General features: G+C 62.7%; 26 protein-coding genes and 1 tRNA gene. 16 read left to right on the plus strand and 11 right to left on the minus strand.

The window, feature by feature from the left end; genetic code table 11:
• Positions 1–31: 31 nt before the first annotated feature.
• Positions 32–1,174 carry a DUF2336 domain-containing protein gene (locus PU133_RS10850; protein WP_126010145.1) on the plus strand — a complete coding sequence of 381 codons (1,143 nt, stop codon included), beginning with the start codon at positions 32–34 and terminating at the stop codon, positions 1,172–1,174.
• On the opposite strand, the gene parE is transcribed toward PU133_RS10850, so the two are convergent.
• Positions 1,175–3,232: a DNA topoisomerase IV subunit B gene (parE, locus tag PU133_RS10855; protein WP_404861735.1), complete on the minus strand. Its 2,058-nt coding sequence runs from the start codon at positions 3,230–3,232 to the stop codon at positions 1,175–1,177.
• Positions 3,233–3,422: 190 nt separating this feature from the next.
• Between parE and PU133_RS10860 the strand changes: the two genes are divergently transcribed.
• The 5 genes from PU133_RS10860 (at position 3,423) to sugE (ending at position 5,619) form a co-directional block, all read left to right on the plus strand.
• Complete coding sequence (locus tag PU133_RS10860; protein WP_404861736.1) at positions 3,423–4,316, plus strand: hypothetical protein; 894 nt, start codon at positions 3,423–3,425, stop codon at positions 4,314–4,316.
• An 80-nt stretch (positions 4,317–4,396) separates the two neighbouring features.
• Complete coding sequence (locus PU133_RS10865; RefSeq protein WP_164527741.1) at positions 4,397–4,606, plus strand: hypothetical protein; 210 nt, start codon at positions 4,397–4,399, stop codon at positions 4,604–4,606.
• Positions 4,607–4,749: 143 nt separating this feature from the next.
• A tRNA-Lys gene (locus PU133_RS10870) sits at positions 4,750–4,825 on the plus strand.
• A 96-nt stretch (positions 4,826–4,921) separates the two neighbouring features.
• Complete coding sequence (locus PU133_RS10875) at positions 4,922–5,059, plus strand: hypothetical protein (protein WP_164527868.1); 138 nt, start codon at positions 4,922–4,924, stop codon at positions 5,057–5,059.
• Between the two features lie 242 nt (positions 5,060–5,301).
• On the plus strand, positions 5,302–5,619 hold the full coding sequence (gene sugE / locus PU133_RS10880; RefSeq protein ID WP_404861737.1) for a quaternary ammonium compound efflux SMR transporter SugE: 318 nt from the start codon (positions 5,302–5,304) through the stop codon (positions 5,617–5,619).
• Between the two features lie 114 nt (positions 5,620–5,733).
• Here sugE and tyrS read toward each other — a convergent pair whose 3' ends face one another.
• Positions 5,734–6,987 carry a tyrosine--tRNA ligase gene (gene tyrS / locus PU133_RS10885; RefSeq protein ID WP_404861738.1) on the minus strand — a complete coding sequence of 418 codons (1,254 nt, stop codon included), beginning with the start codon at positions 6,985–6,987 and terminating at the stop codon, positions 5,734–5,736.
• A 117-nt stretch (positions 6,988–7,104) separates the two neighbouring features.
• Between tyrS and PU133_RS10890 the strand changes: the two genes are divergently transcribed.
• Complete coding sequence (locus tag PU133_RS10890) at positions 7,105–8,250, plus strand: anhydro-N-acetylmuramic acid kinase (RefSeq protein WP_404864511.1); 1,146 nt, start codon at positions 7,105–7,107, stop codon at positions 8,248–8,250.
• On the opposite strand, the gene PU133_RS10895 is transcribed toward PU133_RS10890, so the two are convergent.
• Together PU133_RS10895 and PU133_RS10900 are read right to left on the minus strand one after the other, a co-directional pair.
• Positions 8,216–8,674, minus strand: a complete 459-nt coding sequence (locus tag PU133_RS10895) for a GNAT family N-acetyltransferase (RefSeq protein ID WP_164527869.1) — start codon at positions 8,672–8,674, stop codon at positions 8,216–8,218. The genes PU133_RS10890 and PU133_RS10895 overlap by 35 nt on opposite strands.
• 20 nt (positions 8,675–8,694) lie before the next feature.
• Complete coding sequence (locus PU133_RS10900) at positions 8,695–9,372, minus strand: alpha/beta hydrolase (protein ID WP_126010193.1); 678 nt, start codon at positions 9,370–9,372, stop codon at positions 8,695–8,697.
• Positions 9,373–9,793: 421 nt separating this feature from the next.
• On the opposite strand from PU133_RS10900, the gene PU133_RS10905 reads away from it, so the two are divergent.
• From PU133_RS10905 to PU133_RS10945, 9 genes are all read left to right on the plus strand, one after another.
• Entirely contained in the window at positions 9,794–10,954 is a 1,161-nt protein-coding gene (locus PU133_RS10905; RefSeq protein WP_404861739.1) for a cysteine desulfurase family protein, read from the plus strand.
• Between the two features lie 122 nt (positions 10,955–11,076).
• Positions 11,077–12,546: a Fe-S cluster assembly protein SufB gene (gene sufB / locus PU133_RS10910; protein ID WP_404864512.1), complete on the plus strand. Its 1,470-nt coding sequence runs from the start codon at positions 11,077–11,079 to the stop codon at positions 12,544–12,546.
• Between the two features lie 51 nt (positions 12,547–12,597).
• Positions 12,598–13,353 carry a Fe-S cluster assembly ATPase SufC gene (sufC, locus tag PU133_RS10915; protein WP_404861740.1) on the plus strand — a complete coding sequence of 252 codons (756 nt, stop codon included), beginning with the start codon at positions 12,598–12,600 and terminating at the stop codon, positions 13,351–13,353.
• 28 nt (positions 13,354–13,381) lie between these two features.
• The gene (sufD, locus tag PU133_RS10920; protein WP_404861741.1) at positions 13,382–14,638 is read left to right on the plus strand and encodes a Fe-S cluster assembly protein SufD; all 1,257 of its coding nucleotides are present in this window, start codon (positions 13,382–13,384) and stop codon (positions 14,636–14,638) included.
• A complete protein-coding gene (locus PU133_RS10925; RefSeq protein ID WP_404861742.1) occupies positions 14,638–15,879 on the plus strand; it encodes a cysteine desulfurase in 1,242 nt (413 codons plus the stop codon). Before sufD ends, PU133_RS10925 begins: the two co-directional genes overlap by 1 nt.
• 30 nt (positions 15,880–15,909) lie before the next feature.
• Positions 15,910–16,326: an SUF system Fe-S cluster assembly protein gene (locus tag PU133_RS10930; protein WP_164527870.1), complete on the plus strand. Its 417-nt coding sequence runs from the start codon at positions 15,910–15,912 to the stop codon at positions 16,324–16,326.
• 102 nt (positions 16,327–16,428) lie between these two features.
• Positions 16,429–16,827, plus strand: a complete 399-nt coding sequence (sufA, locus tag PU133_RS10935) for a Fe-S cluster assembly scaffold SufA (RefSeq protein ID WP_126010198.1) — start codon at positions 16,429–16,431, stop codon at positions 16,825–16,827.
• Positions 16,828–17,069: 242 nt separating this feature from the next.
• Entirely contained in the window at positions 17,070–17,216 is a 147-nt protein-coding gene (locus PU133_RS10940) for a DUF3309 family protein (RefSeq protein ID WP_404861743.1), read from the plus strand.
• 174 nt (positions 17,217–17,390) lie between these two features.
• On the plus strand, positions 17,391–18,488 hold the full coding sequence (locus PU133_RS10945) for a TRAP transporter substrate-binding protein (RefSeq protein WP_404861744.1): 1,098 nt from the start codon (positions 17,391–17,393) through the stop codon (positions 18,486–18,488).
• A 90-nt stretch (positions 18,489–18,578) separates the two neighbouring features.
• Here the strand turns inward: PU133_RS10945 and PU133_RS10950 are convergent, their stop codons facing one another.
• From PU133_RS10950 to PU133_RS10980, 7 genes are all read right to left on the minus strand, one after another.
• The gene (locus PU133_RS10950) at positions 18,579–19,970 is read right to left on the minus strand and encodes a TRAP transporter large permease subunit (protein ID WP_126010201.1); all 1,392 of its coding nucleotides are present in this window, start codon (positions 19,968–19,970) and stop codon (positions 18,579–18,581) included.
• A 6-nt stretch (positions 19,971–19,976) separates the two neighbouring features.
• Positions 19,977–20,534 carry a TRAP transporter small permease subunit gene (locus PU133_RS10955; RefSeq protein ID WP_126010202.1) on the minus strand — a complete coding sequence of 186 codons (558 nt, stop codon included), beginning with the start codon at positions 20,532–20,534 and terminating at the stop codon, positions 19,977–19,979.
• Positions 20,535–20,732: 198 nt separating this feature from the next.
• On the minus strand, positions 20,733–21,095 hold the full coding sequence (locus tag PU133_RS10960; RefSeq protein WP_404861745.1) for a DUF423 domain-containing protein: 363 nt from the start codon (positions 21,093–21,095) through the stop codon (positions 20,733–20,735).
• A 14-nt stretch (positions 21,096–21,109) separates the two neighbouring features.
• Complete coding sequence (locus tag PU133_RS10965; protein WP_404861746.1) at positions 21,110–22,672, minus strand: DEAD/DEAH box helicase; 1,563 nt, start codon at positions 22,670–22,672, stop codon at positions 21,110–21,112.
• Between the two features lie 212 nt (positions 22,673–22,884).
• The gene (locus PU133_RS10970; RefSeq protein ID WP_404861747.1) at positions 22,885–24,180 is read right to left on the minus strand and encodes a peptidoglycan DD-metalloendopeptidase family protein; all 1,296 of its coding nucleotides are present in this window, start codon (positions 24,178–24,180) and stop codon (positions 22,885–22,887) included.
• 97 nt (positions 24,181–24,277) lie between these two features.
• Complete coding sequence (locus tag PU133_RS10975) at positions 24,278–25,132, minus strand: ferritin-like domain-containing protein (protein ID WP_404864513.1); 855 nt, start codon at positions 25,130–25,132, stop codon at positions 24,278–24,280.
• Between the two features lie 16 nt (positions 25,133–25,148).
• The gene (locus tag PU133_RS10980) at positions 25,149–25,616 is read right to left on the minus strand and encodes a peroxiredoxin (RefSeq protein WP_126010205.1); all 468 of its coding nucleotides are present in this window, start codon (positions 25,614–25,616) and stop codon (positions 25,149–25,151) included.
• Position 25,617: the final 1 nt, after the last annotated feature.

Below are 25,617 nucleotides of genomic sequence, written 5' to 3' on the forward strand. Positions count from 1 at the left end.
GAATCGCATCGTCTTTGGGTTGGGGCCATCCATGATCATCGCCGCATTTCTCCGCTGGACCGAAACGGCGCCGGCTGCCGATCGGGCGAAGGCGGCGGGCTCGCTGGCGCGGGCTTTCGTCGAGCGCACACTTGCCGCCGACGACCGTCAGGCGGCCGAAGTGGCGCTGACCTATCTGCTGGATGATCCTTCTCCCAAGGTGCGGCTCGCGATTGCTGATGTCATGGCGCAGTCGACCGAAGCGCCGCGGGCGATCGTCCACGCATTGTCGCGCGACCAGATCGAGGTGGCGGGCCGAATCGTGGCGTTCTCGCCGCTGCTCAGCGATGCCGATCTCGTCGACCTCGTCGGCGAGGATGTGGAGGATCTGCAGCGCCTCGTCGCCTTGCGGACGGGTCTCTCCCGTTCCGTAGCTGCTGCAATCGCCGAGGTCGCCGGTGCGGAGCCGATCTGTGATCTCCTTCAAAATCGTTCGGCCGCCATCGCTCCGTTTTCGCTTCGCCGCATTGCCGAGCGGTTTTCAGCCGATACGGCCGTACGGGCTTTGCTCGTGGAACGGGACGATCTCCCGGCCGATGTCCGCCATCGGTTGATGGGCGCTGTCGCAACCGCGCTCTCGCAGTTCGATCTCGTGCGCAACGTGATTGGCGAGCGGCGGGCCGAGCGCGTGGTGACGGAGACGCAGATGCAGGCGACGCTGACGCTTGCCGGGGACGGCAACACTGCTGCCTTGCCTGGTCTGGCCGAGCATCTGCGCGCTGAGGGGCGCCTTACGCCCGCATTGCTGATGCATGCACTTGCCAGCGGCAAGCTCGATTTCTTCGTGGCAGCCGTGGTTGCCATCTCCGGACAACCCGAAGCCCGGGTGCGCGCCATCGTCGTCGATGGGCGCGTGCCGGCCATCCGCGCGCTCTATGGTGCAATCGGCCTGCCGGGGCGCCTGTTGACGGTCTTCATTTCGGCGACGCTCGTTTGGCGCGACGCCTCGAGCAGAGGCAGGATCGCGACGCCATCGCATCTCGCCCGCACATTGATCGAGTTGCATCAGCGCGACGCGGCCGAGCATCCGGAAGTGGCGGAGCTTCTGACGCTCGTCGAGAAGCTCAATCTCGCCCATCGCCGCCAATGTGCGCGCGCCGACGCACTTGCGCTCGCAAGCGTTCGCGCGGCCTGATCAGATATCCAGATTCTCGGCGAAGGCCGCGCGTTCCTGGATAAAGCGGAAGCGTGCCTCCGGCTTGGTGCCCATCAGGTCGTCGATCGCGATCGCGGTACCTTCCAGATCCTCGGCATCGATGGAGACGCGCAGCAGCGTCCGCTTCGCGGGATCCATGGTGGTTTCCTTCAACTGCGCCGGCAGCATTTCGCCGAGGCCTTTGAAGCGGCCGATTTCGACCTTGCCGCGGCCCTTGAACTCCGTTTCCAGCAGTTCCACCCGATGCGCGTCGTCGCGGGCATAGAGCGTGCGCGATCCCTGCGTCATGCGATAGAGCGGCGGGATGGCCAGATAGAGGTGACCGTTGTCCACCAGGCCGCGCATTTCCTGGTAGAAGAACGTGATGAGCAGCGATGCGATATGCGCGCCGTCGACATCGGCGTCGGTCATGATGATCACGCGGTCATAGCGCAGATCGTCGTCACGGTACTTGGCGCGCGTGCCGCAACCGAGCGCCTGGATGAGATCGCCGATCTGCTGGTTTGCCGTGAGCTTGTCGCGGCCGGCGCTGGCGACGTTCAGGATCTTGCCGCGGAGCGGCAGGATCGCCTGCGTCTGCCGGTTGCGCGCCTGCTTGGCCGAGCCACCGGCCGAATCGCCCTCGACGATGAAGAGTTCAGCGCCTTGTGCCGCCGTCTGCGTGCAATCGGCTAGCTTGCCGGGCAGGCGCAGCTTCTTCACCGCACTCTTGCGGTTGATTTCCTTTTCCTTGCGCCGGCGCACACGCTCATCGGCGCGGTCGAGCACCCAGTCGAGCAGCTTCGCCGCTTCGGCCGGCTGGTCGGCGAGGTAGTGGTCGAAGGGATCGCGCAGCGCGTTTTCGACGAGGCGCTGCGCCTCGACTGTGGCGAGCTTGTCCTTCGTCTGGCCGACGAATTCCGGTTCGCGCACGAAGACCGACAGCATCGCCGCGCCCGAGATCATCACGTCTTCCGTCGATATGATCGAGGCGCGCTTGTTGCCGGTGAGCTCCGCATAGGCCTTGAGACCGCGCGTCAGCGCGATGCGCAGGCCCGCCTCGTGCGTGCCGCCTTCGGGCGTCGGGATCGTGTTGCAATAGGACTGCACGAAAGGATCGCCACCGAACCAGGTTACGGCCCATTCTACCGTGCCGTGGCCGCCGGTCTTGGTTGTCTTGCCGGCGAAGATCTCGTTGGTGACGGTAAAGTCCTTGCCGAGCGAGGCCTGCAGATAATCCTTCAGGCCGCCGGGGAAATGGAAGACGGCCTTTTCCGGAACGTCGGGCTTCTCGGCAACCAGCTCGGGCGCGCAGGACCAGCGGATTTCGACGCCGCCGAAGAGATACGCCTTGGAGCGCGCCATGCGCATGAGGCGGGCAGGATCGAACCGCGCATTCTGGCCGAAGATCTGATGGTCAGGCTTGAAGGAGACGCGCGTGCCGCGGCGATTCTGGACTTCGCCCACCTCTTCCAACGGCCCGAGCGTCACGCCGCGCGAGAAGCGCTGGCGGTAGAGCTTGCGGTTGCGCGCAACTTCGACCGTCAGTTCTTCGGAAAGCGCGTTGACGACGGAGATGCCGACGCCGTGCAGGCCGCCCGACGTCTCGTAGACCTTGCTGTCGAACTTGCCGCCCGCATGCAGCGTGGTCATGATCACTTCGAGCGCGGAGCGGTCCTTGAACTTCGGATGGGGGTCGACGGGGATGCCGCGTCCGTTGTCGGTGACGGACAACACGCCATCGGCCGACAATTCGACATCGATGAAATTGGCGTGGCCGGCGACGGCCTCGTCCATGGAGTTGTCGATGACTTCGGCGAAGAGATGGTGGAGTGCCTTTTCGTCGGTGCCGCCGATATACATGCCCGGCCGGCGACGCACCGGCTCCAGGCCTTCCAGCACTTCGATGTCCGCAGCCGAATAATCGCCTTCGCCATCCCGCGGCTTTTGCGCTTTCGGAGCCTGGCGCTGAGGCTCCGCAATGGCTGGCCGCTTTGCCGGAGCGGCAGCGGGGCCGACGCTTGGGATTGTCGCGAAAAGATCGTTGCTGTCGTCCATGGCTATGCTTCAGTCCCAAGGCGTGAATTGTGGCCGAATCACCTGCGCAGTGTGACAGATGGCGTTCTGGCACGCGAGCCGTGTTCTCTTTGTGTTCACGGTACTGCGCACGGTTGCCCACATGAAACGATGGCCAGTGGCGGCACGAATAGGGGATATCGAGCCAATGAGGAAGGGGAGACGCCGGGTCGTGACAATCAAGTGGTGGACGATCATGGGACGGGCGGTGCTGATATGCCTGATGGCGATGGCTGCGGCGGCTCCCGCCGCGGCGACGGACATAGCGCCGTTTAAGGACGACCTGTTCGCCCATCCTGCGGTGATCGAGGAGAGTGCGGATGGCGCTTTCCGGCGCTATGACTACCGGGAGATGCGCGACATCAATGGCCGGGACGAGATTCCGGAACGTCGCGCCAAACGCGCCTATGTCGATCTTTCGGTCAATCGCGCGGCGCGCGAACGCGTCATCGCAAACGGGGCGGGTCAGGTCACCGTCAACGAGTTCGGCGTGGAAGCCGGCGCACGCTTCGTCGTCATCTTCGTGCACGGCCGCGACGGCGACCGCAGGCTAGGTTCCGACGACTGGCGCTTCGGTGGCAATTTCAACCGGCTGAAGAACCTCGCGACTCGCAATGGCGGCACCTATTACGTGCCGAGCCTTCCAGATTTCGAGGCCGGTGGGCAGGGGGTGATCCGAGCGTTGTTTGCCCATTCGAGGCAGGTCTCGCCGCAAGCGCCGATCGTGCTGGCTTGTGGCTCGATGGGGAGCGCGCTGTGTCTCGCAGCTGCGCGCGATGGAGCGCTGGCCTCCGAGCTCGGCGGGCTGGTTCTGCTCGGCGGCGTGCCGGATGGCTCTTTAGCTGATAGCGCGGCAGCGCGTGCCCGGCTGCCGATCGTCTTCGGGCATGGCGAGAACGACCGTGTCTATGACTGGCGCATTCAACGCGCCGTCTTTGACCGACTTCGTTCAAGTGGCGGCTATCCAGCGCGGTTTCATCTTTTTGCCACCGGCAGCCACGGCACTCCCATCCGCATGATCGACTGGCGCGACACGCTGAATTTCGTGCTGGCGAATGGTCGCTGATGCAACCGTCATCAGAAGTTTGGGAACCCTAAGCGACGACGCGGGTTACGTTAACGATCGCTTTAATAGGAGAATTTCCCATGATGAAGAAAATTGCCACGCTCTCGGTTGTCGCTGTCGCCACGCTCGGCGCAGCCGGTTGCACGACCGGCCAGAAGACCGTAGGCGGCGCCGTTGTGGGCGGTGCTGGCGGAGCCGTGGTCGGTAACGCGATTGCCGGTACGGGCGGCGCCATTGTCGGCGGTGTCGGCGGTGCGGTCGCAGGCGGCGCAGTCGGTCGCAACCTCTAAGATCGACACCATTTTCTGCCGCGTCCCGAGCGAGACGAAAAGTCCTCGTTCCGGACGCGGCAAACTGCATTTTTGCGGTTGACCCCCGGCAGGCGCCTGCCTATGTTCCGCGCCAATTCCACGGGGCATCACCGCCCCGGCGGGAGCCTGTAGCTCAGCTGGTAGAGCAACTGACTTTTAATCAGTAGGTCCAGGGTTCGACCCCCTGCGGGCTCACCATTTTCTGATATTATAACAACTTCGAGATTTCGCTCGTCGCCGTATTCCTCCGGGTCAATCCGGTGGCGTTCTTGTCGTCGATGGCAGCGAGTTGTCATGCCGTCCATCTGCTTTGCTCTTGGCCTTGCGCATGTCGACTTCGTGTTCCGCCGCTTCGGTTGCCATGGTGCGATCGGCGGTGTCCGGCTGATCGACATCTGTCGGTTGGGCCGGACCACGATCATGCTGCGCTGAATTCCCGTCCTTCGGCATCGTTTTCTCCTGTATCGGCGATAGTCGTCCAACACCGCAATGCGGATGAGGTTCCGGAGCGGTGCGGACACGGGCGCAGAGCCCGACGTAATCCTGCGTAAAAATTTGGCAAATGCACTTGATTTGAGCGTTTAGGCGTCCGATATCGGGGGGGCGAAGACGGCTTCGCCAGCTCTGACAATGTAACCGATCGGGGACGGCCCCTTCCTTTGATGGAGGCGGGCATGGCCTGGCTTATTCTTGTTGTTGCAGCACTTTTCGAAATCGGTTGGGCGGTCGGGCTGAAAAGCCTCGATGGGTTCTCGCGACCAACCCCGGTCATCCTGACAATCGGCGCGATGGGGATCAGCATCTGGTTGCTTTCCATTGCCATGCGCGATCTGCCGCTTGGCACGGCCTATGCCGTGTGGACGGGCCTCGGTGCCGTCGGCACGGCGACGTTCGGCATTCTCTTTTTCGGGGAACTGGCATCGCCGGCCCGAATCGCCAGCATCGGCCTCATCGTTCTCGGCATCGCCGGGCTGAAGCTCGCGAGCAGCTGATCATCAGAAGCAAACGGCCATCCGCGGATCTGTCCCGGGGATGGCCGTTTCAGTGTCCATCGCAGCCCTCGGCGCGAGGCTGAGGTCTGCAACTGTCTGCATTTGCCTTAGCGCTCAGGCGGCGCGAACGAGCATGTGTTTCTTGCGGCCGAGCGAGAGCTTTATCACACCGTCGGCGTTGAGATCGGATGCGCCGATGATCTGTTTGTCGTCGGCGACCGGCACGTCGTTGATCTTCACCGCGCCGCCCTGGACATGGCGGCGGGCTTCGCCGTTCGATGCGGCAAGGCCGGCGCGGACGTAGAGCGCGAGAACACCGATGCCGCTTTCGAGTTCGGGCAGCGGAATGTCGATCGACGGCAGAGTGTCTGCAAGCGCGCCTTCCTCGAAGGTCTTACGTGCGGTTTCGGCAGCTTCGTCGGCGGCCGCGCGGCCGTGCAGCATGGCCGTCACCTCGGTTGCGAGGATCTTCTTGACTTCGTTGATCTCCGATCCGCCGAGGCTTGCGAGACGCGCGATCTCGTCCATCGGCATCGTCGTGTAGAGCTTGAGGAAGCGGGCGACGTCGGCGTCTTCCGTGTTGCGCCAGTACTGCCAGAAATCATAGGGGCTCAGCATATCGGCGTTGAGCCAGATGGCGCCACCGAGCGACTTGCCCATCTTGGCCCCGGATGCGGTGGTGAGCAGCGGCGAGGTCAGTGCGTAGAGCTGCGGCGTGCCCATGCGGTGGCCGAGATCGATGCCGTTGACGATGTTGCCCCACTGGTCGGAGCCGCCCATCTGCATGCGCACGCCATGGCGCTTGTTGAGCTCCACGAAGTCGTAGGCCTGGAGGATCATGTAGTTGAATTCGAGGAAGGACAGGGACTGCTCGCGGTCGAGACGCAGCTTCACGCTGTCGAAGGAGAGCATGCGGTTGACCGAGAAGTGGCGGCCGACATCGCGCAGGAATTCCACATAGTTGATGCCGAGCAGCCAGTCGGCGTTGTTGACCATCATCGCATCGGTCGGGCCATCGCCGAACTGCAGGTAGGGCGCGAAGGCGCGGCGGATGCCCGCGAGGTTCTCGTCGATGCCCTCGGCCGTCAGAAGCTTGCGCGCCTCGTCCTTGAAGGAGGGGTCGCCGATCATGCCGGTGCCGCCGCCCATCAGCGCGATCGGCTTGTGGCCGGTCTGCTGCATCCAGTGCAGCATCATGATCTGGATGAGGGAGCCCACATGCAGGCTGGGCGCCGTCGGGTCGAAGCCGATATAGGCAGATACCGTTTCTGTCTGGAAAAGCTTGTCGAGGCCGGTATCATCCGAGATCTGGTGAATGAAGCCGCGCTCGTCGAGCGTGCGGAGGAAATCGGATTTGAACTTCGACATGACAGGCTGTTCCACGGGACTGGGAGGGACGGCCGACTTGGCGTGCGGGCCGATGGCGCGGGCGATTAGCACGCTTTTGCGTGAAGTTCACCCCTTATGGCCGGGAAATCGAGCGTGATGGGACGGGTCGAGGCAGAGAGCCGGCTGACGGCCATCGGGCTGATGAGCGGCACGTCGCTCGACGGCATCGACATCGCGCTCGTCTCGACCGATGGCGAGGCGGTCGTGGAGCGGGGACCTGCGGCAGGCTATTCCTACGAGCCCGCGTTTCGGCGCCGCCTGGCGGATGCGCTGGAAACGGCCAAGGCCATCGTCAAGCGCGAGGATCGGCCGGACGATCTCGGTACGCTCGAGCGCGACCTGACGCTGCGCCATGCCGAGGCCGTACGCCGGTTTGTGAAGGACAACGGTCTGCGGCTTTCCGATATCGACGTGATCGGGTTCCATGGGCAGACCGTGTTGCATCGGCCGGGGCAGGCGCTGACGGTGCAGCTCGGTCTCGGGCAGCTGCTCGCGGACGAACTCGGTGTGCCCGTGGTCTATGACATGCGGGCCAATGACATGGCGCATGGCGGAGAGGGCGCGCCGCTGGTGCCGGTCTATCACCGTGCGCTCGCCGCCGCGCTCGAGGAGCGGCCTGTTGTTTTCGTCAATATCGGCGGCATTTCGAACGTCACCTATGTCGGCGAGAGCGGAGAACTGGTCGCCTTCGACAGCGGGCCCGGTAACACGCTGATCGATCAATGGGTGGAGCGGCATGCCGGCGTTCCGTTCGATCAAGGCGGAGCGATCGCCAGCGAGGGTGGCGTTATTGCGTCACTTGCCGAGAGATATCTGGCTTCGGACTTCTTCACGGCAGATATTCGACGGTCGCTCGATCGCAACGATTTCCCGCCGCCGGGCGATCGCGAAGCTGAGCTCGCCGATGGTGCGCGCACGCTTGCGCATGTGAGCGCTGCCGCCATCATCAAGGCGGCCGATCACTTTCCCACACCTCCGAAGTGCTGGATCGTCTGCGGCGGTGGGCGGAAGAACCGGGTGATCGTGGAAGATCTGCGCACCATGGCGGCGGCATCCGGCGGCAAGGTCGCGGTGGCCGAGGATTTGGGTCTGGACGGAGATGGCATGGAGGCGGAGGCCTGGGCCTATCTTGCCGTTCGCGCGCTAAAGGGGCTGGCGCTCACATTTCCCGGCACCACGCGGGTCAAAGCACCGGTCACAGGTGGCGTTACGGCCTATCCACATAGAGCCGAAAGCCCATGAAGCCTTCGTCGATGATATCCGCTTCGATCGGTTCGAAACCCATGCGGCGGATGAGCGCCAGCGATGCCAAATTATCGGGTTCGACATAGCTGTCGATGTAGCGGACCTCGGGCGCCAATTCCGGGATGGTGCGCAGCAAGGCCGCGCGACCGACGCCGCGGCCGCGGCTGTCGGGTCGGACGCTGATCAGCAGCGAGACGCGGTCAAAATCCTCGAAATCATACTGCACGACGGCGATCAGATCGACGTCCTGAACCAGCGTCAGGCAATAGCAGCGATTGCCCTGATCGGTGCGCGAAACGTGCTCCAGCCAGAAGCCGTCCGGCGGATCGATGCGGCGCCGCAGTTCCTCGTCCTCGAACCAGGCGGCGTAGATGGGAAGGTCTGCTGCTTCGAAGGGGCGGGCGTTGAGAGCGATGGTCATCGTCCGTTCCCGCCCGTCGATCAGCGGATACGCTTGGCGGCGGGCTCGGGTACCAGCTCGCCACGCAGGCGAGCATCGAGATAATCGGAGCATTCGCCCATCAGGGCATCCACCTGGCCGGAGAAGAAGTGGTTGGCACCGGGCATGGTCTTTTGCGTGATGAGAATGCCCTTCTGCGTCTTGAGCTTTTCGACCAGCCCCTGAACATCCTTTTCCGGAGCGACGCGGTCGGCATCGCCATGGATGATGAGGCCGGAGGAGGGGCAGGGTGCCAGGAACGAGAAGTCGTAAGTGTTGGGCTGCGGCGCGACCGAGATGAAGCCTTCTATTTCGGGGCGGCGCATCAGGAGCTGCATGCCGATCCACGAGCCGAACGAATAGCCGGCAACCCAGCAGCTCTTGGAATCGGGATGGAGCGACTGCACCCAATCGAGCGCGCCGGCGGCGTCGGACAATTCGCCCGCGCCATGGTCGAAGGCGCCCTGGCTACGGCCGATGCCGCGGAAATTGAAGCGCAAAGTCGTGAAACCGCGCTGCTGGAACATATAGAAAAGCTGATAGACGATCTGGTTGTTCATCGTCCCGCCGAACTGCGGGTGGGGATGCAGGATGATCGCAATCGGCGCATTTTTCTGCTTGGCCGGCTGATAGCGGCCTTCGAGACGGCCGGCAGGGCCGTTGAAGATGACTTCAGGCATCGTAACTCCATCGCGAAGCGGCGCGGTGCCCTTTGCTGTCCGGTCCGGATCAGCATATCCGACGGCGCCGGGTGAAATGGCGCATCCAGAAGCAGGGCAATGGTGAACGCAGACGCTCGCCTTGCGATCCGTCGTCGGACCGCGAATGATCGGTCGCCTCTCTTAAGGCAAGCGGGCTTTCTGTTTCAACAAAAATGCGCAAAGCCCTGCCTGGCGGGAAAAATGCTTGCGTCATGCTGTCCAGGTGCTACCGCCTGGCACCTCAAACCTTGACGCCCGGGGGTCTGCGGCCTACAACAGTTTAGAATGGTTCGAAACTGCGAGGCGCATCCGCTTTCATGTGGTGGCGGCTCTCAAGAAGCAGTTCGAGACGCGATCAGAACCAACTGAATTTACGCAGCACACATCGATCTGGACCGATATGCCGGGCGAACGCTCATATCTCGACTACAACGCGACGGCGCCATTGCTCGATGGCGTGCGCGAGGAGATGATCGCCGCTTTCTCGGTCGTAGGCAATCCGTCTTCTGTCCATACCGAAGGGCGAAAGGCGCGTAAGCTTATCGAAGATGCGCGCTTGAAGGTCGCCACGCTTGTCGGCGCGGATGCTCCCAATGTGATCTTCACGAGTGGCGCGAGCGAAGCGGCAAGCCACGTGCTGACACCGGATTTTCGCATGGGGCGGTCGCCGCTTTCGATCGGGCGGCTTTATGTCTGCGCGATCGAGCACCCTTGCGTGCTGTCGGGCGGGCGTTTTCCCGTCGAAGCTGTCGAGCGCCTGCCGGTCGATCGCAACGGTGTTCTGGATCTCGCAGTGCTCCAAGCGGCGCTGGGGGAGCACGACACATCTCTCGGACTTCCGATGGTGGCCGTCGCGCTTGCCAACAACGAGACGGGCGTTATCCAGCCGATCGCCGAGATTTCGGCCCTCATACGCGCAGCGGGCGGTATCCTCGTCGTGGATGCCGTGCAGGCGCCGGGGCGGCTGGCGATCGACATTGCAGCGCTTGGCGCGGATTTTCTCATACTGTCGGCGCACAAGATGGGCGGCCCCAAGGGGATCGGTGCGCTGGTCTCGGTCGGCCAGCAATTAATGCCTGTGCCACTCGTTGCCGGCGGCGGTCAGGAATCGGGTCATCGATCGGGCACCGAAAACCTGAGTGCTATTGTCGGTTTTGGTGTCGCAGCCCATATAGTAGGGGACGCTTTGACATCGGAAGCCGATCGGCTGCGTCGCTTGCGCGACCAGCTTGAGACAGGTCTTCTGAAGGTCGCTCCGGACGCCGAGATCGTTTCGGCAGGAGCCGACCGGCTGTGCAACACCACCTATGTGGCGCTGCCTGGCATGAAGGCCGAGACAATGCAGATTGCGCTCGATTTGGAAGGGCTTTCGGTTTCGGCCGGTTCGGCCTGCTCGTCGGGCAAGGTCGGACGAAGCCATGTGCTCGAAGGGCTCGGGCTGGACGCGGAGGCCGGTGCGATCCGCATCAGCACCGGCTGGCAGACGAACGAAGCCGAGGTAGATCGCTGCATAGACGCGTTTTCGCGGCTTGCGGCAAGACGGCGCAGAGTTGCGGCCTAGCATGGCTGCCTTGCACCGGAACTGATTTCGCCGGCGCCGGCTTTCTGTTAGCCAGCGTCGCAAACTGACAGGGAAACCATCCGCCGCTTTCGGCGGTGGTGACAAAAAGACGGAGTATGGCGATGCCTGCAGTGCAGGAAACCATCGAACGCGTTCGAAAGATTGATGTCGATCAATATAAGTACGGTTTCGAGACGATCATCGAAAGCGACAAGGCTCCCAAGGGCCTGAGCGAAGACATCATTCGCTTTATCTCCGCCAAGAAGGAAGAGCCGGAGTGGATGCTCGAATGGCGGCTCGACGCCTACAAGCGCTGGCTGACGCTGGAAGAGCCGAACTGGGCCCGCGTCGATTATCCGAAGATCGACTTCAACGACATCTACTATTATTCAGCGCCGAAGAAGACGCCCGGTCCGAAGAGCCTGGACGACGTCGATCCGGAACTTCTGCGCACCTACGAGAAGCTCGGCATCCCGCTCGGCGAACAGGAAATTCTGGCCGGCGTCGAGAACCGCCGCGTGGCCGTGGACGCCGTCTTCGATTCGGTGTCGGTCGTCACGACCTTCAAGGAAGAGCTGAAGAAGGCCGGCGTGCTCTTCATGTCGTTCTCCGAGGCCGTCCGCGAGCATCCGGAACTGGTGCGTAAATATCTCGGCACGGTCGTTCCGACGACGGACAATTATTACGCGACGCTTAATTCGGCGGTCTTCACCGATGGCTCGTTCGTGTTCGTGCCCAAGGGCGTGCGTTGCCCGATGGAGCTCTCGACCTATTTCCGCATCAACGAGAAGAACACAGGCCAGTTCGAACGCACGCTGATCATCTGCGAAGAGGGCGCCTACGTTTCCTATCTGGAAGGTTGCACCGCGCCGCAGCGCGACGAGAACCAGCTCCATGCTGCCGTGGTCGAACTGGTGGCGCTCGACGATGCCGAGATCAAATACTCGACCGTCCAGAACTGGTATCCGGGCGACAAGGAAGGCAAGGGCGGCATCTACAACTTCGTGACCAAGCGTGGCGATTGCCGCGGCAAGAACTCGAAGATCTCGTGGACGCAGGTCGAGACCGGCTCCGCGATCACCTGGAAATACCCGTCCTGCATCCTGCGCGGCGACAATTCGCGTGGCGAGTTCTATTCGATCGCCGTTTCGAACGGCTATCAGCAGGTCGATAGCGGCACCAAGATGATCCATCTCGGCAAGAACACGTCGAGCCGCATCATCTCCAAGGGTATCTCGGCCGGCAACTCGTCGAACACCTATCGCGGCCAGGTCTCGGCGCACCGCAAGGCGGCGAATGCGCGCAACTTCACGCAGTGCGACTCGCTCCTGATCGGCGACCAGTGCGGCGCGCATACGGTGCCGTACATCGAGGCCAAGAACGCCACGGCGCAGTTCGAGCATGAGGCGACGACGTCGAAGATCTCCGAGGACCAGCTGTTCTACTGCATGCAGCGCGGCATTCGGGAAGAGGAAGCCGTCGCACTCATCGTCAATGGTTTCGTGCGCGAAGTCATCCAGGAACTGCCGATGGAATTCGCCGTCGAGGCCCAGAAGCTCATCAACATCTCGCTCGAGGGAAGCGTCGGCTGATTACAGCCGCCACTTCGAGCCAAAATACAGACCAAGGGACGTCCAAAGACAATGCTTGAAATCAGGAACCTCCACGCCCGCATCGCGGATACCGAAACCGAAATCATCCGGGGGCTGAATCTGACCGTCAGGGCGGGCGAAGTGGCGGCGATCATGGGGCCGAACGGGTCGGGCAAGTCGACGCTTTCCTATATCCTCGCAGGACGCTCAGACTACGAAGTCACCGAGGGCGACATTCTCTTCAATGGCGAGAGCATTCTGGAAATGGACGTGTCGGAGCGTGCCGCTTCGGGCATTTTCCTTGCTTTCCAGTATCCGGTCGAAATTCCGGGTGTGGCGACGATGCAGTTCCTGAAGGTGGCGCTCAACGAGCAGCGCAAGGCGCGCGGCGAGGATGAGTTGTCGACGCCTGACTTCCTGCGCCTCGTCAAGTCGGCAAGCGCTGACCTGCAGATCGACACGGCGATGCTCAAGCGTCCGGTCAATGTCGGTTTCTCCGGCGGCGAGAAGAAGCGGGCCGAGATCCTGCAGATGGCGCTGCTTCAGCCAAAGCTCTGCGTTTTGGACGAGACCGATTCCGGCCTCGATATCGATGCGCTGAAGATCGTTGCCGATGGCGTCAACGCGCTGCGCTCGCCGGACCGCGCGATGGTCGTGATCACGCACTATCAGCGCCTGCTCGAGCACATCGTGCCGGACACGGTTCACGTGCTCTACAAGGGGCAGGTCGTGAAGTCGGGCGGCAAGGACATCGCGCTCGAACTCGAAGAGAACGGTTACGCGGACATCATCGGCGCGGCCGCTTGATGCACCTGGAACAAAGGAGCGCAAGCCGATGAACATTCAAACAAAGCCGCCGCTGACGGCCGGCGAACAGGCCCTGTCGACGCATTTCGATGCGGTGAAGCAATCCCTGCCGGGTGGCGACGCAGCGCTGTCGCAGCGCAGCGCGCTGTTCGGTGCGTTGCTCAGCCGTGGACTGCCGACGCGTCGGGTGGAAAGCTGGCATTATACCGATTTCCGGTCGCTGCTGCGCGACGTGCCGCAAGGTGCGGGGCTGTCGCAGCATGTTGTCGAGCCGCTGATCGCCGGCGCTACGGTTCTGGCATCAAGCGCCCAGGACGGCGTTGTGCCTGCCGGCGTAAGCGTGGTCGACTTCCAGACGCGCCTTGCCGACGGATCGCTGACGCTTGCCGCACGGGGTGACGACGATGCTGTCGGTCATCTCAATGCGGCTTTTGCGGACACTGGCTTTGCGATCACGATCGCAGATGGTTCGAAGGTCGAGGCGCCGATCGAGCTGCAGGCGGTCCATGATGGTGGCCAGGCGCATCTGCGTCACGAGGTTCACGTTGGCGCCAATGCCGGCGTGACGCTCGTCGAACGCCATCTGAATTCCGGCGATGCTCCAGCGCTCGTCTCGGCCGTGACGAACCTCAAGCTTGAGCGGGAGGCCAACGTCACCTGGGTGATCGTCCAGGGGCAGGGCCGTGCAGACAGTCATCTCGGGCAGATCAATGTGTCGCTTGGCGAGGATGCGCGGCTGACGCTGTGCATCATCAATGCCGGCGGCAAGCTCATTCGCCAGGAAGTGCATGTGGTGACGGCCGGCGAAGGCGCCGACTTCAAGCTGCGCGGCGTCAATCTGCTCGGCGGCGACAGCCATACGGACGTGACGATGACGCTCGGCCATGACGTGCCGAAGACGACCTCGACGGAAATCATCCGCAATGTCGTCTTCGACCGGGCGCGTGGCGTGTTCCAGGGCCAGATCCGCGTGGCGCCGCATGCGCAGAAGACTGATGCGCGGATGGCCTCCAATACGCTGCTTCTTTCCGACGAAGGCGAGTTCTCCACCAAGCCGGAACTCGAGATCTTTGCCGACGACGTTCAGTGCGCCCACGGTGCCACGGTTGCCGACATCGATGCGGTTCATCTTTTCTATCTGAAATCGCGTGGCATTCCGGAAGCCGTTGCACGGCGCATGCTGGTGCAGGCCTTCGTCAATGAGGTCGTCGAAGAGCTCGACGACGAGCCGCTGACCGACGCGCTGCATGGCGTGATCGAAACCTGGTTGGAAAAGCACGTTTGATGGACGCCCGTACCGCACGCAATGGCTATGACGTCGAAGCGATCCGCCGCGACTTCCCGATCCTTTCGCGGGAAGTCTACGGCAAGCCGCTGGTCTATCTCGACAATGGCGCATCGGCGCAGAAGCCGCAGGCGGTGATCGATACGATCACGCACGCTTACTCGAACGAGTATGCGAACGTGCATCGCGGGCTGCATTTCCTGTCGAATGCGGCGACCGATGCCTATGAGGCATCGCGCAGCAAGGTGAAGCGCTTCCTCAATGCTGCATCCGAAGACGAGATCGTCTTTACGAAGTCGACGACGGAGGCGATCAACACCGTCGCCTACGGTTACGGCATGCCGCATATCGGCGAGGGTGACGAGATCGTGCTGACGATCATGGAGCATCACTCCAATATCGTGCCGTGGCATTTCATCCGCGAGCGGCAGGGCGCAAAGCTCGTCTGGGTGCCGGTCGGTGACGACGGGTCCTTCGATCTCGATGCGTTTGCTGCGAGCCTCACGGAGCGCACGAAGCTGGTGGCGATCACCCACATGTCGAACGTGCTCGGCACCGTCATCCCGGTCAAGGAGGTTTGCCGGATCGCCCACGAGCGCGGCATTCCCGTGCTCGTCGATGGCAGCCAGGCGGCGGTTCACATGCCGGTCGATGTTCGCGACATCGATTGCGACTTCTACGTCTTCACGGGGCACAAGGTGTACGGTCCGTCCGGCATCGGCGTGCTCTACGGCAAGACCGAGATGCTGAAGAAGATGCGGCCCTTCCAGGGCGGCGGCGAGATGATCGTCGACGTATCGGAAGAGGGTGTGACCTATAACGATCCGCCGCATCGTTTCGAGGCCGGAACGCCGCCGATCGTCCAGGCGATCGGCCTCGGTGCCGCGCTCGACTACATGGAAAGCATCGGCCGCGAGGCCATCGCCGCCCATGAAGCGGATCTGACGGCCTATGCGCGCGAGAAGCTTCAGTCAGTCAACGCGCTGCGCGTGATCGGCGATGCGCCGGGCAAGGGCGCAATCTTCTCCTTCGAGATCGAGGGCATCCACGCCCATGACGTGTCGATGGTGATCGATCGCTCGGGCGTGGCGGTTCGAGCGGGTACCCACTGCGCGCAGCCGCTCTTGAAGCGTTTCGGCGTGACCTCCACATGCAGGGCATCCTTCGGGATGTACAACACGCGCAAGGAAGTGGATGTCCTTGTGGAAGCGCTTGAAAAAGCGCGTGCCTTCTTCGCCTGAGCGCGGAAACCACGAACAGGAACTGCCAGGATGACCGAAACCACCGCCAAGCCAGACGATGCGAGCGTTGCACCGCCAGTGGCAACTGTCGATGCCGCCGAGGCATCCTCGTCGACCGTATCGGCCATCCCGCAGGAAGAGCTTGCGCGGATGACGGACGACATCATCGCGGCGCTGAAGACCGTGTACGATCCTGAAATCCCGGCCGATATCTACGAGCTTGGACTGATCTACAAGATCGACATCGAGGATGACCGCATGGTCAAGGTCGACATGACGCTGACCGCGCCTGGATGTCCCGTCGCCGGAGAAATGCCGGGCTGGGTGGAAAACGCCGTTGGGACCGTCGAAGGCGTGTCGGGCGTCGACGTGAAGCTCACCTTCGATCCGCCGTGGACGCCTGCGCGCATGAGCGAAGAAGCTCAGGTCGCCGTCGGCTGGTATTGACGGGAGAACCCGATGTCTTGCGGCCGACCCTGGCCGTGATTAGGTTGATACCGAAGCGCAGCTGATTTGCTGCGCAAACGCCCTTCAGGGCAGGAGTTTCGAATGGGTCAGTTCGCTGTCATGACCATGACCGACGCGGCTGCGAAGCGCGTAAAGGCGATCGTCGCCAACGCCAACCAGCCCGCCGAAGGAATCCGCGTCGGCATCAAGAAGGGTGGCTGCGCCGGTATGGAATACACGGTGGAACTCGTCGATGCGCCGTCGGCGAAGGACGATCTGATCGAAGCGGACGGTGCCCGCGTCTACGTTGCACCCGAGGCCGTGCTGTTCCTGCTCGGCACTCAGATGGATTACGAGACCACCAAGCTGCGTTCGGGGTTCGTGTTCAACAATCCCAACCAGACGTCCGCCTGTGGTTGCGGCGAGTCAGTCGAGTTGAAGCCAGCAGACCTGGAAGCGCTTGCCAAGCGCGGTGATGCCGTGATTCGCGGCGACGCTTGAGAGCAGCGCAAGCGTTCACGCATTTGTGAGCAGCTCCGGAACAAAAGCGTCATGTTTCCGTTTGTTCGAGACCTGAACAGCGGAGACAGCACGCTCATGCATACCATCGTCTACATCGTCGGCCTTATCGTCGTCATAGGCTTCATCCTTTCGCTGCTCGGGCTCGTCTAGAACCCAAGATTGCGAGCTGGACGTTCGCAACAGGAACGATCCAGCCTGCGCGGTGACGGAAGGACATTGCCGTGGAACTCATCATTCTTATCTTGCTCGTGCTTCTGGTCATTGGCGCCTTGCCGCGCTGGGGCTACAGCCGAAGCTGGGGTTATGGCCCGTCCGGCGGTCTTGGCCTCGTGATCGTTGTGGTCCTGATCATTCTTCTTCTGACCTGAACGGCATAGAGCACGTTTACCTCAAGCTCTATTGCAAGCGATCTTCGAGGCCGCTCTGCTAGACTATCCCGCCCTCCTATGCGATGTGGACCGACAGCGTAGGGCGGAATCCAGAAGGTTTACTTCAACGTCGCCCGACGACCTGTTCGGGTATAGACAGTGGAGGAAAACCCAATGGATCGCCGTTCATTCATCACCAAGGCTGGATTTGCCGGTGTTGGCGTCGCTGCAAGCTCGGTGCTTGCAGCGCCGGCCATCGCTCAGGAAAATCAGACCTGGCGCATGGTCACCACGTGGCCGAAGAACTTTCCTGGTCTCGGTGTCGGCGCACAGCGCCTTGCCGACCGCATCACCGCCGCTTCGGGCGGCCGTCTGACAATCCAGCTCTACTCGGCAGGCGAGCTTGTCCCGCCGCTGCAGTCGCTCGACGCTGTCATCGACGGGTCGGCTGAGATGAGCCACGGCGCTGCCTATTACTGGCAGAACAAGAGCCAGGCTTTGAACTTCTTTACCGGCGTTCCGTTCGGCATGACCTCGCGCGAGCTGACCGGTTGGGTGCGCTACCTCGGTGGCCAGGAAATCTGGGATGAGATCTATGACCAGTACGGCGTGCAGGGCTTCCTGTCCGGCGACACGGGCACGCAGGCCGGTGGCTGGTTCCGCAACGAGCTGACGGGCGTCGCAGACGTTCAGGGCCTTCGTTTCCGCACACCCGGCCTCGGCGGTCAGGTTTGGGAACGTCTCGGCGCTTCCGTCACCAACATGGCAGCAGGCGAGATCTTCCAGGCGCTGCAGTCGGGCACGCTCGACGCTGCTGAGTTCGTCGGTCCTTACAACGACCTCGCGCTCGGCTTCTATCAGATCGCCAAGAACTACTACTTCCCGAGCTTCATCGAGCCGGGCCTCGCAACCGAGCTCGTCGTCGACAAGGCCAAGTACACGGCACTGCCGGCCGACCTGCAGGCGATCATCCGTGATTGCTGCCAGGCCGAGTACGATGCCGTTGCGGCCGATTTCGCCGCCAACGACCCGCGCGCGCTGCAGACGCTGGTCAACGACCACGGCGTCCAGATCCGCCAGTTCCCCGAGGAGATCATGGAAGCCGGTGCACAGGCCGCCACCGAGATCCTGACGGGTCTGCGCGATTCGGGAGATGAGCTGACAAAGAAGACCGCCGAGAGCTTCATCTCGGCGCTCAACATCGTTCGCCAGAAGACCCAGGGCACCGACTCGCTCTTCATCCAGGCACGCGAAAAGTACTTCCAGATCTGAGCGCCCACGCGCTCATCTGACCAAACAGAAAAGCCCGGAGCGTTCTGCTCCGGGCTTTTTTTGTTCGGCGGAAAGACCGCGGCTTCGGGATCAGCTGTAGATCCAGCGCGGCAGCCAGGTGGCCAGCTCCGGAAAGATGAACAGCAACGCGATCGCCACGACCTGCAGCCCGACGAACGGGATGACGCCGCGATAGATCATGCCCGTGGTGACCCGGTTGGGTGCCACGCCGCGCAGATAGAAGAGCGCAAAGCCGAAGGGCGGCGTCAGGAAGCTGGTCTGCAGGTTGACGCCGATCAAGACGCCGAGCCAGACGGGATCAACACCGAGATTGAGCAGCACCGGTGCCGTGATCGGCACGATGATGAAGATGATCTCGAATGTATCCAGGATGAAGCCGAGCACGAACATCATCAGCATGACGACGATGAGCGCGCCATAGACGCCGCCGGGCAGGGCGGTCAGGATGTCGTGGACCAGATTGTCGCCGCCCATGAGGCGGAAGACGATCGAGAACACGGATGCGCCGAGCAAGATGATGAACACCATCGAGGTGATGGTTGCGGTGGAGATCGTGACTTCGCGCAGGACCTGGAACGACAGACGCCAGCGCAGTGCTGCAAGGATCGTTGCGCCGATGGCGCCGACCGAGGCTGCCTCCGTCGGCGTTGCGATGCCGCCGAGGATCGAGCCGAGCACGGCAATGATCAGCATGAGCGGCGGCACGAGCGCGGTGATGACTTCTTTCCAGAGGTCCTTCTTCTCCTCGGCCGGCACCGGCGTTGCCGGGCAGCTTTCAGGCGCCGTGATCGCCTTGAAGACCATCCACAGCAGATAGAGACCGACGAGCATGATGCCCGGGATGATGGCGCCGGCGAAGAGGTCGCCGACCGAAACGGGGGCGGGGGCGAAGTTGCCCTTGGCCATCTGCACCTGGGCGTTGATGCCCGACAGCATGTCGCCCATGAAGATCAGCACGGTCGATGGCGGGATGATCTGGCCGAGCGTGCCCGATGCACAGATGACGCCGGATGCGAGCTTGGGGTCATAGCCAGCGCGCAGCATGGCCGGCAGCGAGATGAGGCCCATGGTGACGACGGTTGCACCGACGACGCCGGTGGATGCCGCGAGCAGCGCGCCGACGAGGATCACGGAAATGCCGAGCCCGCCGCGCAGATTTCCGAAGAGCTTGCCCATGGTCAGGAGAAGCTGTTCGGCGATGCCCGATCGTTCGAGCATCACGCCCATGAAGATGAAGAGCGGGACAGCGACGAGGACCTCGTTCGTCATGAAGCCGAGGTAGCGGCTGGCGAGCGAGCCAAAATTCGATGGATCGAACACGCCGAAGAACATGCCGACCAGGCCGAAAATGAGCGACACGCCGGCAAGCGTGAAGGCGACCGGGAAGCCCAGCATCAGCACGCCGATGATGCCGAAGAACATCGCCCCGGCGAGAATCTCGCCGATCAGTACAGGATCCATTGTCGATTACTCCCCTTCGCCCGGAAGGCGATACCGCAGATCTGCGGGCAAAAGTTCTTCCCGTCCGGACAGAACGAGGATGCTGCGCCCGGCCATGGCGAGGCCCTGGAGCGCCACGACACCGGCGAAGACGAAGATGAAGGACTTCAGAATGTAGAGGCCGGGCATGCCGCCGAAATTGGCCGATCCTTCGCCAAGGCTCCACGAGCGCATCACGTAAGTCCAGCTGTAGAGAATGACGACGTAGCAGAAGGGCAGCAGGAACACGACGACGCCGAAGAGATCGATCATCGCCTTTCTCTGGATGGTAGCCGGCCGATAGAAGATGTCGACACGGACGTGGTCGTCGCGCAGGAGCGCGAAGCCAGCGATGCCCATGAACATGGCGCCATTCAACCAGACATAGAGATCCTGCATCCAGATCAGCGATGTGGAGAAGAGATAGCGCTGGACGACGACGGTGAAGCAGACCAGCACGATGCCGAGCGAGAGCCAGGCAAGGATCTGACCGAGAAAGCCGTTGAAACGGCCGATCGCCTTAACGATCGCGGCTAGGAACGACATTAGTTCAGCCTCTGAACCAAGAAGTTGAGAGCTTGAGACCGGGTTTGACGGCAGGCATGGGTGAGCGGCAAACTGCGCAGCCGCTCCTCCTCGGCCTGCACCATCATGCCCGGTCCGGCGATCCGGGTAGCAAACGCCCGGATTGACGGCACTCGATAGACCGACACGCGCGCAGACGCAACCGCCAGAGGTGGATTGTCAGCCGCGGCGCGTCGCCATCACCAGTCCGGCGATCGCAACGACGACCCAGCCGGCGATCATCCCGAAGCCGCCGATGGGTGCGGACATCGGAAAGAGCGCGCTGCCTGCCGTGGCACGCAGCGTGAGGTCGGCTGCAAACAGTATGGTGCCGAGCGCGAGCAGAAGGCCAGCGGGCAGCAACAGGCGCGATTTTTCGGAAAGGGAAGCGATCCCAAGAAGAGCAGGCGCGTGTGCAAGCGACAGCGCAGCGGCGCTTGCAAGAAGGCGAGGCTCACCGCCGTGCGACGCGGCGGCTGCAAGCGCGACGCCGGCCGCACCGAGCAAACCGGCGGCTATGACCAGAATCGCGGCCCTTCGCATCGAAGTGCGGCCGTTCAGGCGCGAGCGGCGATTGTCATGAAAGCGGGAATGTCGTCGCCGAAGCCGACAGGCGTGAACTCGTCGTCACGCTGCGAACGGCGGCGCTGGTTGTTGTCCCGAGCATTATCGCGGGCATTGTCGCGACCGCGGTTACGACGGTCGTCATTAGCGGCATCCTGCCGCTGGGGACGAACAGTCTCTTCCGCAACAGGCGTACGCTCGACAGGAGCGCGTTCTGCCGGCGCCCGTTCCGCAATCGGCGCTGCCGCCTGTTCCTGGACAGCTGGTGTGGGGGCGGCTGCCAGTTCGGCGGCGGCCTCGATCAATGCTTCCTCGCGGGCAGGACGGGTGCGTGGGCCGTCCGACTTGCGGCCAGAGCGTTCCTTGCGACCGGAAGACTTGGCGCGACCGCGCCGATCGTCTTCGTCCGGTGACTGCACGATGGTCGAGATGTCACCATCGAGCCACTCGATCTTCTGATCGATCAGCTTTTCGATCGCGTCCGTGTACTTCGCCTCGCGCTTGGTCACGAGCGTGAAGGCCTTCCCGGACCGGCCGGCACGACCGGTGCGGCCGATGCGATGGACGTAGTCTTCGGCATGGATCGGCACGTCGAAATTGAAGACGTGGCTCACATCCGGAATGTCGAGCCCGCGTGCGGCGACGTCGGAGGCCACGAGAAGCTGCAGCTTTCCTTCGCGGAAGTTGTGCAGCATCGTCGTGCGGGACCGCTGGTCCATATCGCCGTGCAAAGCGCCTGCCGAGAATTCGTGGCGGGCGAGCGAGCGGAAGAGATCGGCAACATCGCGCTTGCGGTTGCAGAAGATGATCGCGTTCTTGAGGTCGTCTTGGGCGCGGATCAAGTCGCGCAATGCCGAACGCTTCTCGAAATCCTTGTTGCCGCAGGCAACGAGACGCTGCGTAACGGTCGTGGCCGTGGACGAGCGGGTCGAGACTTCGACGCGGACCGGGTTCTGCAGGAAATTGTCGGCAAGCTTCTGGATTTCCGGCGGCATGGTGGCCGAGAAAAACAGGGTCTGGCGCGTAAACGGAATGAGCTTCACGATGCGCTCGATGTCTGGGATGAAGCCCATGTCGAGCATGCGGTCGGCTTCGTCGATGACGAGGACTTCGACACCGCTCATGAGCAGCTTGCCGCGCTCGCAATGGTCGAGCAGGCGGCCGGGGGTGCAGATGAGAACGTCTGCGCCACGTTCCAGCTTGCGATCCTGCTCATCGAAGGAAACGCCGCCGATCAGGAGCGCGACATTGAGCTTGTGGTTCTTGCCGTACTTCTCGAAATTCTCGGCAACCTGCGCAGCCAGTTCGCGCGTCGGCTCAAGAATGAGCGTGCGCGGCATGCGCGCCCGGGCGCGGCCCTTTTCCAGCAGCGTCAGCATCGGCAGAACGAAAGAAGCGGTCTTGCCGGTTCCCGTCTGAGCGATGCCGAGAACGTCGCGTCGTTCCAAGGCCGGTGGAATGGCCCCTTCCTGAATCGGTGTGGGTTCGCTATAGCCCGCGTCGGTGACTGCGGAGAGGACTTTCTGGCTCAGGCCAAGTTCGGAGAATTTGGTCAAGGGGAAACTTGTTTCCGTTCTGATCTCTTAGGATCGGGCTGACATCTATGTGTGCGGACAGTGGCGCAAACACATGAAGTTCGCACCTGGCAGCGCTAAGCGCTCAAGCGGCAATGACGCCTGGATGAGCGGGCACATAGGCCCTATACGGCGGAAAGTCAAGGAAGGCAGGCATTGCAGGCACTTCGTGCGCCCTTTCGGCGCACGGATGGTTACCGTGCGGCCAGAAGCGGCTCCAGCGATGCGCCTGCCTGGAGGAAGCGCGCCGGATCGACCGGCTCGTCATGGAAGCGAACCTCATAGTGGAGATGCGGACCGGTGGAGCGGCCGGTACTACCAGCACGGCCGATCAAGTCGCCACGCGAAACGGTCTGGCCCTCCGATACGAGAATGTCGGACAAATGGGCGTAGCGGGTGACGACGCCTTCGCCATGGTCGATCTCCACCATCTTGCCGTAGCCGCCGCGCCGGCCTGCGCCGATGACCGTGCCGCTGCCGGCAGCTTCGATCGATTCACCTTTGGCGACGCGGAAATCGATGCCCGCATGGAAGGCAGCGCGCCGAAAGAACGGATCGCGCCGCGTGCCGTAACGGCTGGTGATGGGATGGCCTTCTGCCGGGTTGCCGAGCGGCATGCGCGCTGCATGGTCGCGGATCATGTCCAAACGGTTCAGAGCGAGGTCGAGCTCGTCGAGCGTCGCGTCGAATGCGCCGCCGCCACGCCGGGGCAGATAGGGGCCACCCATGGCCGTTTCATCGTTCAGCGGAACATCGAGGCCCGTGTTGCGTAGGATGCCGGCAATCGCTTCGGCGGTGCCCGAAGCGTTGGCCGCCAAGGCACGCACCTTCCGCATCTGCTCGGTTTCGAGGTCGTCCAGGGAGGAGCGCAATTCGAGGAACAGCCGGTCGGAGCGATCCGCCTGGCTGCGCGCCGTCGGAGCATAGGCACTCACCCTGCTGCTTGGCGGAGTGGTTGCCGTGGTCGTGCTGTCGGTGATCATGGCGATCGCATCGAGCGCATCGCCCGATCCGGAAAGGGCAGCGCGGCGTGCCGGACCGTCAGGACGCGGGGTCGGCAAGGGCGCTTCGATCTCGGGCGCAACGGCATCGCCCGCGCGCTCCAGGATCGCATCGAGCCGGCCATGGCGCGAGGACAGCGCCGCCTGGTGCGCCATCAGCTTCTCGACCTGGTCTTCCATCATACGCTGATCCAGCATCTGGCGGCTGGTGACACGATCGACCTGGGCACGCAGCGCCGCGATGCGGTCCTCATAGACGTGCTGGATGCGCGCCTGACGCGCAACGGAGGCGCCGATCAGATCGTCGCGGAGAATGAGATAGGTGGTCGCGACGAAGTAGCCGCCGAGCAGAAGCGCGGCAGCGCAGCCAGCGAGGCCCACGACCCAGGGACGGATCGTCATGTGGCGAATGCGTTCGCCGCTTGCGAGAATGAGCGTGTGCTCCGTCTTGCGCCGACCGAACGCTGAAACTTTTTGCGATTGCGCCAAGGTGCTGCCTCTGCCGCTGCCAGACCAATGACGGCTATTAGACAATGTTAAGGTTAACACCCCCTTTCCGGCGGGGCAGTTTGGCCGGATTGGTGTTTCAGGACATGCTGGTCGCGGTCAAAGCCCGATAGAACGAGGGCGAGAGCCCGGCTTCGGCTCGGGCCAGATCGTTGAATGGTGGTTTCAGCGGGCCGCGGAAATTCGCGCGCACCAATGCCTGGAAGGTCGCAGTCGGGTCACGGCCCTGGCGCTGGCAGAGGAAGCGGAACCATTTCGCGCCGACAGCCACGTGGGTCTTCTCGTCTTCATAGATGATGTCGAGGATGGCAGCGCTTTCCATGTCTCCAGACTCGCGCATCTTGGCCTGGAGAGCGGGCGTCACGTCGAGCCCGCGCGCTTCGAGGATGAGCGGCACGACGGCAAGCCTTGCAGTCAGGTCGTTGCGCGTGTCGTGCGCCGCCTGCCAAAGGCCATCATGGGCGGGCAGATCGCCATAGTCCGCACCGAGCGCGCGAAGACGATCGCGTATCAGATTGAAATGCTTGGCTTCTTCAAAGGCGACCCGCATCCAGCCGTCGAAGAAGCTCTGCGGCATGCGGGCGCCGGCGAAGCGGGCCACAATATCGAGCGCAAGATCAATCGCGTTGAGCTCGATATGGGCAATCGCATGCAGAAGCGCGATGCGGCCACGCTCCGAGTTGAGCGAGCGCCTCTGGACCTTCGTCGGCGGCACAAGTTCGGGCCGATCCGGGCGGCCCGGCCGATCGGGTACGCCAAGATCGAACGGGCTTGAGAGCGACAGGCGACGCTGATGCCAGCGCCGCGCCGTTTCCTGAGTCAGCCAGGTTTTCTCGTCGAGATCGGCTGCCGCGATGGCGCGTGCAGCACCGTCGCGAAGCGATCTTGCCGCATAATCTCCTTTCGAAGCAGGAGCATGCGTCGCCTGGCTGATATCTTGAGTCACCTGCCTACAGATCCTTGGCGGCAGCCAGAACCTCTTCGGCGTGACCCGGCACCTTCACCTTAGGCCAAATGCGGGCGATCTTGCCGTCGCGATCGATCAAAAGCGTGGTGCGCTCGACGCCCATATACTTCTTGCCGTACATGCTCTTTTCCTGCCAGACGCCATAGGCTTCGAGCGTCGACTTGTCCTCGTCGGCAGCAAGAATCACATCCAGGCTGTGCTTGTCGCGGAATTTGTCGTGCTTCTTCACCGGGTCGGGCGACATGCCGATGACGACCGTGTCGGCATCCGCAAAATCCTGCTTCAAGGCCGTGAAGGCGATGGCCTCGGTGGTGCAGCCGCTCGTGTCATCCTTCGGATAGAAATAGAGCACGACCTTTTTTCCGCCGAATTCGGAGAGCGAAACGTCGCCGCCGCCATCGCGCGGCAATGTGAATGCGGGGGCCTGCATGCCTTCGGACAATTCGCTCATC

This window comes from Georhizobium sp. MAB10 (genome assembly GCF_045012825.1).
In the GTDB taxonomy this organism is placed as follows: Bacteria; Pseudomonadota; Alphaproteobacteria; order Rhizobiales; family Rhizobiaceae; genus Georhizobium; species Georhizobium profundi.